The organism is Actinomadura spongiicola (genome assembly GCF_003432485.1).
In the GTDB taxonomy this organism is placed as follows: domain Bacteria; phylum Actinomycetota; class Actinomycetes; order Streptosporangiales; family Streptosporangiaceae; genus Spirillospora; species Spirillospora spongiicola.
In genome coordinates this window covers 180,399-193,593 of record NZ_QVNQ01000001.1, presented here as the reverse complement: position 1 = coordinate 193,593, position 13,195 = coordinate 180,399, and the positions used below count along the sequence as shown (strand labels likewise).

The 13,195-nt window shown below is 69.7% G+C and carries 11 protein-coding genes; 6 read left to right on the top strand and 5 right to left on the bottom strand.

Features of this window, described 5'->3' with window-relative positions; all coding sequences use genetic code 11:
- Nucleotides 1–109: 109 nt before the first annotated feature.
- The gene (locus D0T12_RS00930) at nt 110–715 is read left to right on the top strand and encodes a TenA family protein (RefSeq protein ID WP_117397325.1); all 606 of its coding nucleotides are present in this window, start codon (nt 110–112) and stop codon (nt 713–715) included.
- Between the two features lie 160 nt (nt 716–875).
- On the opposite strand, the gene D0T12_RS00925 is transcribed toward D0T12_RS00930, so the two are convergent.
- Entirely contained in the window at nt 876–2,030 is a 1,155-nt protein-coding gene (locus tag D0T12_RS00925) for an alkene reductase (RefSeq protein ID WP_117397324.1), read from the bottom strand.
- A gap of 92 nt (nt 2,031–2,122) precedes the next feature.
- Here D0T12_RS00925 and D0T12_RS00920 point away from each other — a divergent pair, with 92 nt between their 5' ends.
- Nucleotides 2,123–2,566, top strand: coding sequence for a MarR family winged helix-turn-helix transcriptional regulator (locus tag D0T12_RS00920; protein WP_117397323.1), 444 nt, complete (start codon nt 2,123–2,125; stop codon nt 2,564–2,566).
- A 179-nt stretch (nt 2,567–2,745) separates the two neighbouring features.
- On the opposite strand, the gene D0T12_RS00915 is transcribed toward D0T12_RS00920, so the two are convergent.
- From D0T12_RS00915 to D0T12_RS00895, 3 genes are all read right to left on the bottom strand, one after another.
- Entirely contained in the window at nt 2,746–5,046 is a 2,301-nt protein-coding gene (locus tag D0T12_RS00915) for a heavy metal translocating P-type ATPase (RefSeq protein WP_117397322.1), read from the bottom strand.
- A gap of 23 nt (nt 5,047–5,069) precedes the next feature.
- On the bottom strand, nt 5,070–6,053 hold the full coding sequence (locus D0T12_RS35720; protein WP_199487221.1) for a hypothetical protein: 984 nt from the start codon (nt 6,051–6,053) through the stop codon (nt 5,070–5,072).
- Between the two features lie 65 nt (nt 6,054–6,118).
- On the bottom strand, nt 6,119–6,325 hold the full coding sequence (locus D0T12_RS00895) for a heavy-metal-associated domain-containing protein (protein WP_117397319.1): 207 nt from the start codon (nt 6,323–6,325) through the stop codon (nt 6,119–6,121).
- A 538-nt stretch (nt 6,326–6,863) separates the two neighbouring features.
- On the opposite strand from D0T12_RS00895, the gene D0T12_RS00890 reads away from it, so the two are divergent.
- The gene (locus tag D0T12_RS00890; RefSeq protein WP_117397318.1) at nt 6,864–7,727 is read left to right on the top strand and encodes an Fpg/Nei family DNA glycosylase; all 864 of its coding nucleotides are present in this window, start codon (nt 6,864–6,866) and stop codon (nt 7,725–7,727) included.
- A 354-nt stretch (nt 7,728–8,081) separates the two neighbouring features.
- Here the strand turns inward: D0T12_RS00890 and D0T12_RS00885 are convergent, their stop codons facing one another.
- Entirely contained in the window at nt 8,082–8,543 is a 462-nt protein-coding gene (locus D0T12_RS00885) for an SSI family serine proteinase inhibitor (protein WP_117397317.1), read from the bottom strand.
- 49 nt (nt 8,544–8,592) lie between these two features.
- On the opposite strand from D0T12_RS00885, the gene D0T12_RS00880 reads away from it, so the two are divergent.
- The 3 genes from D0T12_RS00880 to D0T12_RS00870 all read left to right on the top strand — a co-directional run bounded on the left by D0T12_RS00880 (nt 8,593) and on the right by D0T12_RS00870 (nt 12,857).
- The gene (locus D0T12_RS00880) at nt 8,593–8,925 is read left to right on the top strand and encodes a rhodanese-like domain-containing protein (protein ID WP_407642035.1); all 333 of its coding nucleotides are present in this window, start codon (nt 8,593–8,595) and stop codon (nt 8,923–8,925) included.
- Nucleotides 8,926–9,429: 504 nt separating this feature from the next.
- Nucleotides 9,430–10,761: a purine-cytosine permease family protein gene (locus D0T12_RS00875; RefSeq protein WP_117397316.1), complete on the top strand. Its 1,332-nt coding sequence runs from the start codon at nt 9,430–9,432 to the stop codon at nt 10,759–10,761.
- Nucleotides 10,762–10,838: 77 nt separating this feature from the next.
- The gene (locus D0T12_RS00870) at nt 10,839–12,857 is read left to right on the top strand and encodes a sensor histidine kinase (protein WP_233525778.1); all 2,019 of its coding nucleotides are present in this window, start codon (nt 10,839–10,841) and stop codon (nt 12,855–12,857) included.
- Nucleotides 12,858–13,195 lie beyond the last annotated feature (338 nt).

Genomic DNA, 13,195 nt, shown 5'->3' with positions numbered 1-13,195 from the left:
TGCCTTTCGCCGAGAGGCGACCCACACACCGGTGCAAGATCGGGCCCCCGCCGGGTCGTATGACCCGGCGGGGTCTGGTCGTTTCGGGGTGGATGCCAGACTTGCGGGCATGAGTCTCGCGGCGCATCTGGAGGAACTCGGCCGTCCGCTGGTCGACGAACAGCTCAAGCACCCCACCGTGCGGGGCATCGCCCAAGGGAACCTGGACGACACGGTCTTCCGCTCCTGGTTGGAACAGGACTACCTCTTCCTGCACGACTACGTCCGCGTGTTCTCCCGGCTCGCCTGGCAGGCCCCGTCCGCCCATCTCGGTGACCTCGTCGACCTCGCCTACGCGACGTTCCACGAGGAACTCGATTTGCACCGTTCGCTCTCCGCGAGCTTCGCGGCCGACCTGGAGGGCGCGAAGAAGGGGCCGGCGTGCGCCGCGTACACGTCCTTCCTGCTGGACAGCGCCGCAGACTACGCCGATGGTCTCGCCGCCCTCTACCCCTGCATGTGGGGCTATTCGACGCTCGGACGGCGCCTCGCCGAGAACCCGCCCTCGGAGCCGCGCTACCGCCGCTGGGTCGACACCTACGCCGACCCCGGTTTCGCGGAGTTGACCGGCCGCGTCGCCGAGATGATCGACGAGTCCGGAGCCGACCGTGAAACCGCGGAACGCCTGTTCCTGGAAGGCATGCGCCACGAAATCGCCTTCTGGGACGTCCCCTGACTCTTGAGGCTCTCAGCCTGGCTCACAGCGCGGGTTGGATTCCCGCCACCCGTTCCCACGATGAAGGCCCAGGTCACTGACATGTCAGTGACTCTGGGCCTTGTTCGTTCATCAGCCGCCGTGCCCGTTGGAGCGGACGATCACGGGCGTGAACGGGTCGTCAGCGGGGCTGAGGGCGCAGGTCAGCCGTTCGGCTGGTAATCGTCGATCCAGAGAAGCGACTTCCCAAGGAGGGAACTTCAGCGGAGGCGGCCGGATAGTCGACGTAGCCTGCCGCGTCGCCGCCATGGACGAGTCCGGGGACGTAGGAGGCGAGCGGCGCGCCCGTCGCGAACCGGTGCGGCAGGTCGGGGTTCGCGATGAACAGGCGGCCGAAGGAGAAGACGTCGGCCAGGCCCGCCGCGATGGCCTCCTCCGCGGCCCGCCGCGAGGTCGGTTCGGGACCGTTGAAGTTCCCGATCAGGGTGCTCGACCAGCGGGGACGCAGGTCGGCGAGCGCCTCGTACGCGCCGCGCTCGATGATGTGCAGGTAGGCCAGGCCGAGCGGGTCGAGGGCGTCCACGAGCGCCCTGTAGGTGCCCTGCGGGTCCTGCTCGGCGATCTCGTTCTCCGGGTTGTCCGGGGAGATGCGCAGGCCGACCCGTTCGGGCCCGACCTCGGCGGCGACGGCCTCGACCACCTCGACGGCGAGACGGATCCGGCCCTCCCGCGAGCCGCCGAACCGGTCGGTGCGCCGGTTGGTGTTCTCGGCGAGGAACTGCTGGATGAGATAGCCGTTCGCGCCGTGCACCTCGACCCCGTCGAACCCGGCCCGGATCGCGTTACGGGCCTCGGCGGCGAAGTCGGCGATCGTCGCCTCGACCTCGGCGGTCGTCATGGCGCGTGGGGTGACGTGCTCGACGCGGCCCTCGGCGGTGTAGATGCGTTCGGACTCGATGCGGACGGCGGACGGCGCGAGGGGCGTCGCGCCGCCCGGCAGGTTGAGGGGATGCGTCATCCGTCCCACATGCCAGAGCTGGGCGAAGATCGTCCCACCGGCGGCGTGGACGGCCTCGGTCACCTCGGACCACCCGGCGACCTGCGCGTCCGTGACGAGGCCGGGAATGCCGGGCCCGGCCTTGCCGAGGATGTTCGGCCAGATCCCCTCGGTGATGATCAGTCCGGCGGTGGCGCGCTGCGCGTAGTACACCTTCGCCAACGGGTGCGGGACGCCGGTCGCGTCGTCCGCGCGGGCCCGGGTCAGCGGCGCCATCGCGATCCGGTTGGGAAGCCTCAGGTGCGGCCCGTCGTACGGCAGCAGCAGCGGACTGGTCATCTCTAACCCTTCTCTATGTATGTACATGCATCTCTTGTACATGCAGATGTTCGCATCGCATGTAAGCTGATGTCAAGAGAGGGAGGCGCGAGATGGGCGCTGGCGCGACGACGGCGGGCACGATCACCGCGGACGCAATGCTTTGGGACGGTGTCGTGACCCTGCACGGACGGGTCGAGAATCAGCTGGCCAAGGCCCTGCAACGCCGCCATGGCATCGGCCTGTCGGAGTATCGGGCGCTGTGCCGCCTCGCCCGCGCCGACGACGGTGAACTGCGGATGCAGGAGCTGGCCGACCTGATCGGCCTCAACCAGAGCTCCGTCAGCCGCCTCGTGGCCCGCCTGGAGAGCGCCGGTTTCACTCGCCGCGCCATGTGTCCGAAGGACCGTCGCGGCGTCTACACCGTCATCACGGACGAGGGACGGATCGTCCAGGAGAAGGCCGCCCCGACCTACTCCGAGACCCTCACCGAGGCCCTCGACGCCGCCGCCACCGACCCGTCCCTCGCCCCCCTGATCGCCACCCTCCGGCCATAACCCCCACCCAACGCACACGCCGCGGCCCTCTCTCGGGGGCCGCGCCTCGACGCGCTCAGCGGATCACCGGACCCCCTGCCGGGTGGGCCCGGCGGTTGCCGCGACCGCACTCGCCGCCGTCCGTCCCGGGCGACACCTGAGCACGCGCGGCCCCGATCGGGGCCGCGCGTTGACGTCGCTCAGCGGGTTGCGGGTGTCTTGTGTCGACTGGGCTTCGTGGTCGCTGGGCCGGGGATCGTGTTCAGGCTTTCGAAGCGGCGGAGGCGGAGGCTGTTGCCGACGACGAAGACCGACGAGAACGCCATCGCACCGCCCGCGATCATCGGGACCAGCAGGCCCGACGCGGCCAGCGGGAGGGCCAGCACGTTGTAGGCGAACGCCCAGAACAGGTTGCCCTTGATGGTGCGGAGCGTGCGGCGCGACAGCCGGATCGCGTCGGCCGCGGCCCGCAGGTCCCCGCGGACGAGGGTCAGGTCGGACGCCTCGATCGCCACGTCCGTGCCGGTGCCCATCGCGAGCCCCAGATCGGCCTGCGCGAGCGCGGCGGCGTCGTTGACCCCGTCGCCGACCATCGCGACCGTCCGGCCCTCGGACTGGAGCCGCTTGACGACGTCGACCTTGTCCTGTGGCAGGACCTCGGCGATGACCTCCTCGATCCCGACCGTGTCGGCGACCGTCCGGGCCACGGTCTCGTGGTCGCCGGTCAGCAGGACCGGGCGGAGCCCGAGGGCCCTGAACTGGTCGATCGCCTCCCGCGACGTAGGCTTCACCTGGTCGGCGACGGTGAGCACGGCGCGGGCCTGGCCGTCCCAGCCGACCGCGACGGCGGTGTGACCGGCCGCCTGGGCCTGCTCCATCGCGCGTTCGAGGTCGGGCGTGAGGTGCTGCGCCCACTCGGCGAGCAACTGGGGGCGGCCCGCCAGGACACCGTGACCGTCCACGATCCCCTGGACGCCGAGGCCCTCGACGTTGGCGAAGTCCTCGACCGTGCCGAGGTCACCGACGCGTTCCGTGGCCCCCTTCGCGATGGCCTGCGCGATGGGGTGCTCGGACGCGTTCTCCAGCGCGCCCGCCAGCCGCAGGACGTCGGCCTCGTCGACCCCGTCGGCGGTGATGACGTCGACCAGGGCCATCCGTCCCGTGGTGACGGTGCCCGTCTTGTCCAGGACGACCGTGTCGATCCGGCGGGTGGACTCCAACACCTCCGGACCCTTGATCAGGATGCCGAGCTGCGCGCCGCGTCCCGTCCCGACCATGAGGGCGGTGGGGGTGGCGAGGCCGAGCGCGCACGGGCACGCGATGATCAGGACGGCGACCGCGGCGGTGAAGGCGCCCGCGAGGGGCTCGCCGGTGCCGATCCAGAACCCCAGCGTGCCCAGCGCCAGCGCGATCACGATCGGGACGAAGATGCCGGAGATCCGGTCGGCGAGCCGCTGGACCTGCGCCTTTCCCGTCTGGGCGTCCTCCACGAGCCGCGCCATCTGGGCGAGCTGCGTGTCGGAGCCGATGCGGGTGGCCCGCACCAGCAGCCGCCCGCCCGCGTTCACGGTCGCGCCGACCACGGTGTCGCCGGGCCCGACCTCCACCGGAACCGACTCGCCGGTCAGCATGGACGCGTCCACGGCGGACGAGCCCTCCTCGACCGTGCCGTCCGTGGCGATCTTCTCGCCGGGACGGACGACGAACAGGTCCCCGACCGCGAGCCGGTCCACCGGAACCCGCTCCTCACGGCCGTCCCGGATGACCGAGACCTCCTTCGCGCCCAGTTCGAGCAGTGCCCGGAGCGCGGCGCCCGCGCGGCGCTTGGACCGCGTCTCGAAGTACCGGCCCGCGAGAATGAACATGGTCACGCCCGCCGCGGCCTCAAGGTAGATGTTCATGGACCCGTCCGCGCGGGTCATCGAGAACTCGAAACCGTGCTTGATCCCGATCTCCCCGGCCGTGCCGAAGAACAGCGCCCACAGCGACCAGGCGAACGCCGCCAGGGTCCCCAGCGAGATCAGCGTGTCCATGGTCGCCGCGCCGTGCCGCAGGTTGATCGCCGCGGCCTTGTGGAACGGCCAGCCCGCGTACACCACGACCGGGGCGGCCAGGGTCAACGACATCCACTGCCACGCGTCGAACTGCAACGCCGGGACCATCGCCATCGCGATGACCGGGACCGACAGCACGACCGCGGTGATCAGCCGCTGCCGCAGCGGGCGCAGCCCGTCGTCCGGTTCGGGCTCCTCGACCTCCCCGGACGGCTTCGGCGGCGCGGGCAGCTCGGCGCTGTACCCGGCCTTCTCGACCGTGGCGATCAACTCGTCCGGGGACACCCCGGCGGTGAACTCGACCTTCGCCTTCTCGGTGGCGTAGTTGACCGTGGCGGTCACACCGTCCAGCTTGTTGAGCTTGCGTTCGATGCGATTGGCGCAGGACGCGCACGTCATGCCGCCGATCGCCAGCTCGATACGCTCGGACGCCGCGTCCGTGCTCATCGCTCTCCTCCTTCGCCTGCTCGTCAGTGGGTGTGGGGCCGGTCGTCGTGGCCGCCGGTCCGGACGGGCACCCGCGCGTCCCCGGCGTGCACGGTGAACTCGGCCGTGCGGACCTTGCCGCCGTGCTTGAAGTCCAGGTAGAGGCGGTAGGCGCCGGTGCTGGGCGCCTCGGCGAAGAACGTGATGCCGGGGCCCGCCGGGGTCTTCCCGTCGCCCGGCTCACCGTCCGGGTGGACGTGCAGGTAGGCGAGGTCGCCCTGGCGCAGCGCCACCAGGTGGCCGTACGCCTCCAGGTACGGTTCCAGGTCCGTGACCGGCTTGCCGTCCTTGCTCACCGAGAGCGTGAGTTCGGTGGACTTGCCGGGCGTGAGGCCGCCCGTCAGCGTGACCTCGTACCCGTCGACCTTCGCGACCCGCTCGGGCTTCGGCAGCGGAGCCGTCCGCAGGTCGCCCTCGGCGAACACGTCGGTCCCCAGCGTGAGCTGCCGCTTCGCGCCGTCCGGCTGAACGTCGGTGAAGAACCGGTACACGCCGGCCTTCGGCAGCGTGATCGGCACCGTCCAGAGGCCGCCGCCCGCCTCCGTCGGGTGCAGGTGCTGGAAGCCCGACAGGTCGCGGCGCGCGATGATGAGGTGCAGCCGCTTGCCGTGCAGGGGCTTGAACCCGGTGACGGGCTTGCCGTCGGGTCCGTTGATGGTGAACCGGAAGTCGGTCCGCTTGCCCGGCGTCAGCGTCGTGCTGCGCGGGACGAGCGTGTAGCCGTCCTCGGAGACCTGAAGGCCGCCCGGCGCGTGTGCCGCCGCGGCGGTACCGCCCTCGCCGTGGCCGCCCCCGCCGCCGTGCCCCCCGCCGCCGTTGCCTCCGCCGCCACCGTGGCCACCTCCGTCATGGGAGGCCGTCTCGGCGGACGCGCCGACGGGACCGACGACCTTGCCGACGCCCGCCGCGCCGCCGAAGACGACCGCCAGTCCCACAGCGTAGGCTCCGAGCCTGGTCGCGTTGTTCATTCCGATCCACTCCACTCACGTGTGTTCGGGGAGCGCGCCCCGCGTCGCCGCGGGGTTCGCTCCGGTCATGCCTTGAGTTCGTAACCGGCTTCTTCGACGGCGTCCTTGACCTGGGCGACGTCGAGGGGCGCGTCGCTCGTCACGGTGACCCGGCCGGTCTGGAGGTCGACGTCGACGCCGGTCACGCCCGCGATCTGCTCGACCTCCTCCGTGACGGAGCTGACGCAGTGGCCGCAGGTCATTCCGGCGACGGTGTAGGTGGCGGTGCTCATCGGTCTGCTCCTTCGCTTCATTACCCCTGGGGGGTATCTCTCGCTCCTCATGGTGCCATAACGGCACGCACCCGACAACCCGTACCCCCTAGGGGTTATTTCGAGATCCGGGTCACATCCCCTGAAATCCGTCGTGCGCCCCCCGTGGCGATTACTGACAGGTCGTTATCCGGAAGTTATCCACACCCTGTGTGACCGGCCGTCCCCATCGGCACCCGTCGCTTTGCCCGGATACGCTGAGGTATCGCCCCTGGAAACCCCGCATTCCACGCCGCGCCCAGAGTTATGCACAACCTTATCCACAGGCTTCCACGCCCCTGTGGACATCGCGCTCACTGCCGTGCAGACGACGCCGAAGGTGCTCCGACCCGATTGTTCCGCACGGACTCCGGCCCGCGTGGGCGACATGGACTTCGGCCCGGCGGACGCCCCTGCGCGGACCGCCGCCGGATGCCGGAGCGGGTACCTTGCAAACGGACGCGAAGCAGGGGGTGACCTGCGTTCTCGGTGGTCTACCGCGCGGAAGGATCGAGGGACCATGCCTGAGTTGCCCGAGGTGGAGGCGTTGGCCGGGTTTCTACGGGAGCGTGTCGTCGGGCACGTCGTCGCTCGTGTCGACGTCCTCGCCATCTCCGCGTTGAAGACGTACGACCCGCCGGTGACCTCGCTGGGCGGACTGACCGTCACCGGGGCCACGCGGCACGGGAAATTCCTCGATCTGGACGTCGACGGGCCGCACCTGGTGATCCATCTGGCGCGGGCCGGGTGGCTGCGGTGGCGGGACGAGATCCCGTCCAGGCCCGTCCGGCCCGGAGGGAAGAACCCGCTGGCGATGCGCGTCCACCTGGACGACGGTTCCGGATTCGACCTGACGGAGCCCGGGACCAAGAAGGGCCTCGCCGTGTACGTCGTACGCGACCCCGCCGACGTCCCCGGCGTGGCCTCGCTGGGGCCCGACCCGCTGGACGACACGTTCACCCCCGGGGCGCTGGGCGCGATCGTCGAAGGGAAACGCACCCAGATCAAGGGGCTGCTACGCGACCAAAAGGTGATCGCCGGGATCGGCAACGCCTACTCCGACGAGGTCCTGCACGTGGCGAAGATGTCCCCGTTCAAGATCGCCGCATCGTTGACCGGCGAGGACGTCGAGATACTGCACGACGCCATCGTCACCACCCTGCGGGACGCGGTGGAGCGATCCCGTGGGCTGGAGGCGCAGGACCTCAAGGGTGAGAAGAAGACCGGGCTGCGCGTCCACGGCAGGACCGGACAGAAATGCCCGATATGCGGCGACACGGTCCGCGAGGTGTCGTTCGCCGACTCGTCCCTCCAGTACTGCCCGACCTGCCAGACAGGCGGCAAACCGCTCGCCGACCGCCGCATGTCACGCCTGCTGAAGTGAACGGCGAAGGCATGTCTCGAAGCGCCGCCAGAGCACTCCCGAGACGGCCCACGCCGCCGCTAGCCCGCAGCAAGCTCGACATCGCTTCATAGAGCGCCCCTTGAGTCGCAGGAACGGGCCAACCAGACGCCCGCGCAGGTCCACGGCGGCTGACCACTGATGTACAGCGTCCGCGTCGCGCCGCGGACCAATGCGGGTTTGACTCGGGCAGGTCGGCGGGGTCGACCGGATCGATCGAGAGGGGCTCGCTCTCCGTGTCGACGACGAGCGAAACCATGAGCGCAAACAGGAGCCCCGCCCGGTAGGCCGGGCGGGGCCGAGGGTGAAAGCGAGCCGGAACGGGGATGGCTCGTTTCAGCGGACCTTCGGCACGTTGCCGAAAAGCGGGCCGATCTTCGACCAGCGGTCCAGTTGGCAACCGTCGTCACGGTAGAACTCGGTGTCGATCTCCTTGCCCTGCCAGGTGCCCTTGACCGTGGCGATCTCCGGACCGCCGTAGATCATGGTGCATGGTTGGTCCTTGGGAACGGGTGCGAACGGGTCCTTGACCTTGGTGAGCGCCGCGCAGGCGTTGGCAGCCTCGGGATGGTTGCCGCCCGGCGGCTCGCAGGTCAGGGTCCAGGTCTTCGCGGGTGCCTCCTTGGAGGCCTTGACGTTGACGGTCAGTGTGTTCGCCGGTGATCCGGAGGGCTTCACGGAGGTCGTGCCCGAAGGCGCGCCGGCGGGGTTTCCGTTTGCCTGTTCGTCGCCGCAGGCGGCCAGGGATAGGAGCATGGCCAGCCCGGGTGCGGCGTACAGGAGCGTCCGATACCGCATGCATGATTCGACGCGGGGGTACTTCGCGCGGTTCCATGGGGGTGTGATGATTTTCTGGGACGACGTGCCGGCCGTGAGAGCCGCTGACGTTCCGCAGGACGGTTACCTGCTGGACATCCGGGAGCAGGCCGAGTGGGACGCGGGTCACGCGCCCTCGGCGGTCCACATCCCGATGGGCCAGCTCGGCGACCGTGCCGGGGAGGTCCCGCGCGACCGGGAGGTCTTCGTGATCTGCCGGTCGGGGGCGCGGTCCGCGCAGGTGACGGTGGCGCTGAACCAGGCGGGCTGGCTGGCCAGGAACGTCGACGGTGGAATGAAGGACTGGGCCGAGGTAGGACGTCCGATGGAGAGGGACGGCGACGGTCCCCCCTACGTAGCCTGAACCAGACGCGACCTGAACAAGGACCTGACGTGAGCAAGGACCTGACCTGAACAAGGACCCGGCCTGAGCTAGGACGTGACCTGAACGAGGACCTCACGCCAGCAAATATCGATGTGGGCAACGACCTGACATGAGCAAGGACGCGGCCCGAGCGGCGACCTGGCCAGGACTAGGACCTGGCTCGAGCAACGACGTGACCTGAACGAGGACCTCACGCCGGCGAGCATCGACGTGCGCAACGACCTGACGTGAGCGGCGACCTGGTCTGAGGCGAGTGATCGGCGTGGGGTGGGGCGGCCCGGGGGAAGCGGTGACTGTGATTAGTTGCGGTTTGGGTGATCTGCGCCATTTTTAGGACGGTCTGGCGGTTGTACTATCGCTCGCGACCGTTGTCCGCGGGAGCTCGGGCCGCATCGCGCAAGCCGGGCTGAGAGGGCGGCCTTTCGTAGGCGTCGCCGACCGCATGAACCTGTCCGGGTAATGCCGGCGTAGGGAGTGTGTCCGGTGTCGTCCGAGGTCGAGCGGCGCTCCGAAGAGCGCGCGGAAGCCCCTCTCACGCTTGATGAGCCCGCGCCCAAGGTGCTCGGGTTCTGGGATCAGAGCGCGTTCTGGGCCAATCTCGGGGTCAGTCTGCTGGCGTTCTCGGGCGCCTACACCGTCCTCGCGCCTGACGCCGACGGCTCGCCGACCCTGTCGATCATCGCGGGCATCGTCGCGATGGCCGTTGGAACGATCCTGGGCGGGTTGATGCTCGGGCTCGCGGCGGTTCCGGGGGCGCGCACCGGGCAACCGGCGATGGTGCTGCTGCGCGGGCTGTTCGGCGCGCGGCTGTCGTACGCGCCGACCGTGCTGAACATCGCGCAGCTCGTCGGCTGGGGCACGTTCGAGCTGATCGTCATCGCGGACGCGGCCCGGGAGCTGTGGGACGGCGTGCCGCGCTGGACGTACGTGGTCGCCGCCGGGGCCATCACGACGGTGCTGACCGTCTGGCCGCTGGGGTCGGTGCGGTTGCTGCGCCGTTACGTCACGGTCGCCGTGGCGATCGCGCTGGTGTACTTCTACGTCCAGCTTCTGCGGGAGCCGCTGCCCGACCTGACGGAGGGGTCGTGGGGCGGGTTCTGGCTCGGGGCGGACGCGGCGCTGGCGGTGTCGATCTCGTGGGTCCCGGTCGCCGCCGACTACACCCGGCATTCCCGGACGGAACGGGCCGCGTTCGGTGCGGCGGCCGTCGGTTACTCGGTCACGCAGATCGTCGCCTACGTCCTCGGCCTCCTGGCGCTGGCGCTCGTCGCGGGCGACACGACGAAGGTGTTCGACCCGTTCCTGAACGTCACGCTCGGCGTGGTGTTCTTCGCGGTGTTCGTGCTGCGTGAGGCGGACCAGTCGTTCGCCGACACCTACTCCACGGCCGTGTCGATCCAGAACCTCGTGCCGCGCGCCGACCGGCGGGTGCTGAGCGTGGGGCTCGGCGTGATCGTCACGGTGCTGGCACTTGCGCTGGACATCGGCGACTACGCGAGCTTCCTGTCACTGATCGGTTCGGTGTTCGTGCCCATGCTGGGCGTGCTGGCCGCCGACTTCTTCCTTGGTCGGCGCCGCGGCTGGGACGTGTCGCGGACGGCGCCGTCCCGCTGGGGCATGATCGTCGCCTGGGCGGTGGGGTTCGTCGTATACCAGCTCATCAACCCCGGAACGGTCAGCCGGTGGGCCGGTTTCTGGCAGGACGTCCGGGATGTTCTGCACTTCGTCCCGCAGAGCTGGATGAGCGCGTCGCTGCTGTCGTTCCTCGTCGCGGGAGCCGCCGCGCTCCTTCTCGGCAGACTTACTAGTAAGTAAGGTTTCTCTATCGGGAGCCCAGAGAGAGAAAGTTTCGGCGTAAGTTGCCCGGCGCCGTGGCGAGGTCCGATGGCACGATGACAGACGTGCACCACCACGTCCATGATCCGATAGCGCGGGCCGTCATCGAGAGCGCCGCCGACGCCATCGTGGCCGTGGACCAGACGCACCAGGTCACCGTGTGGAACCCGGCCGCCGAGCGGATGTTCGGCTGGACGGCCGAAGAGATGGTCGGACGCGTGCCCCCGATCGTCCCGGACGAGCTGAAGGCCGAGCACAACGCCGTCCAGGAACGGCTCCTCACCCGGCGCGGCGACGACGGCGACGGCGAGGCCGAGGGCGGGCAGATCTCCTTCGCGACCCGCCGGTTCCACCGCGACGGCCGCCTCATCGACGTCCGGATCGACACGAGCCTGCTGAAGGACCCGTCCGGGACGCCGCTCGGCTGGGTCGGCGTGTACCACCCGGTCGACGAGAACGAGATCGTCCAGCATCACATGACGGAGCGGGCCCGGCTCGTCCGGCGGCTGAACGACATCGTCGCCGACCTGAACGCCGAACTGGACCTCGCCGTCGTCCTCGACCGGATCACCGAGGCGCTGATCGAGCTGACCGGCGCGGACGCCGGCGGTTTCGTCCGCATCGAGGGTGACCGGCTGCGGCTGGTGAGCATGTCCGGGCTGCCGGAGCGGATGCGCGGCACGTCCGCCGACCTGCGCTCCAGCCTCGTCGGGGAGCTGCTGCGGTCGGGGAAGACCGTGAAGCTCGCGACGGGCGAGCGGCGTCTCGGCGACCTGATCTGGTCGGAGCTTCCCGGGCTGCACACGATCGCGCTCGGCCTGTCGTACCTCCAGAACCGTCCGTACGGCGCGCTGTACGCCCTGTTCTCCGGCCGCAAGATCGGCCACACCGAACTCGAACTGCTGGAACTGCTCGCCGGACACGCCGGGGTCGCGGTCGGCAACGCGGTCGCGTACGCGGAGGTCGTCCGGCAGCGGGCGCACGAACGCGCCGTGATCGACTCCAGCGCGGACGGGATCGCCGTGCTCGACCACGATCTCGTCGTCCGGCAGTGGAATCCCGCCGCGCACGCCCTCACCGGCATCGCGCCGGAGCACGCCCTCGGGCGGCCGCTGCCGTTCGACATGCCCGCGCTCGGCGAGATGCTGACATTCCGGTTGGAGTCGGGCAGGTGGCTGAACGTCCTGGCCGCCGAGATCGAGGAGACCGGCGAGCTGGTCGTCGACTTCCGCGACGTGTCGGAGGCCAAGGCGCTGGAGGAGGCCAAGGACCTGTTCCTCGCCACCACCAGCCATGAGCTCCGCACGCCGATCACGGTCGTGCAGGGGTTCGCGTCCACGCTGGTCAACCGGTGGGACGAGATGGCGGACGGCGACCGCCGCGCCGCCGTCGCCACGATCGCCGAACGCGCCCAGTCACTCGGACGGCTCGTCGAGCACCTGCTGCTCGGCTCACGCGCGGGCGCGGACGAGCTGACCGTGACGATCGAGCCGTTCGACCTGACGCGGGTGCTGGAGGGCGTGGTGGCCGGTTTCCGGTCGCTGTCGCCGCTGCACCGGGTGGAGCTGGAGATCGCGCCGGGCCTGCCGCCCTGCCGCGGGGACGCGATGGCGACCGACATCATCCTCGGGCAGCTCCTGGAGAACGCGTTCAAGTACTCGCCGGACGGCGGGACGGTGTCCGTCCGGGCCGTCCGTGAGGGCTCCGGGATCGTGGTGACGGTGACGGACGAGGGAATCGGCATCCCAGAGGGCGACCATGAGCGGATCTTCGAGCGGTTCGTCCAGGGGGAGACCGGCGATCGCCGCAGGTTCGGCGGCATCGGGCTCGGGCTGTACATCGTCAAACGGCTCACCGAGGAGCAGGGCGGAACGATCTCCGCACATCCGGCCGAGATGGGCAAGAGTGACGGATCTCACATCAAGTCGTCGCGACCGGACGGGACCCACCGGATCGGGTCGACGGGAGGCCGCCCGGACGTCCTTCTGCGCGAGGCGGAGAAGCGTGGACGCGCAGGTGGTACGGACATGCGGCGCGGAACCTGCATGCGGCTCGTCCTCCGCGCGGCGTCCTGACAGGCCGTTGGGCACCCCCACCGCGGTGCCGCATGGCGATTACTCACCGTAAGGAAAGACCATCCGCTACGGTGCGGTGAGACCGCTATGACCAGGCCGTTCGGCGAGTTCAGAGGGTGGCAGGGTGGGGTTCCGAGGGAGGTCAAGCTTGACTTCTGCCGGAAAGTACGGTGTCTACGGGGTGTGACGGACGAAACGTGCGCGTGAGGAGTAAATCCACCGTTGGCTGGATAGATCCATGGATGGTTGCCGTTGGTGACCGGATTCCGATCCAGAGGTGATCACCGTGACCGGATGGCCGGTGACTCGTTGTACAGGCGGCGGAGTGACCCGTTCTG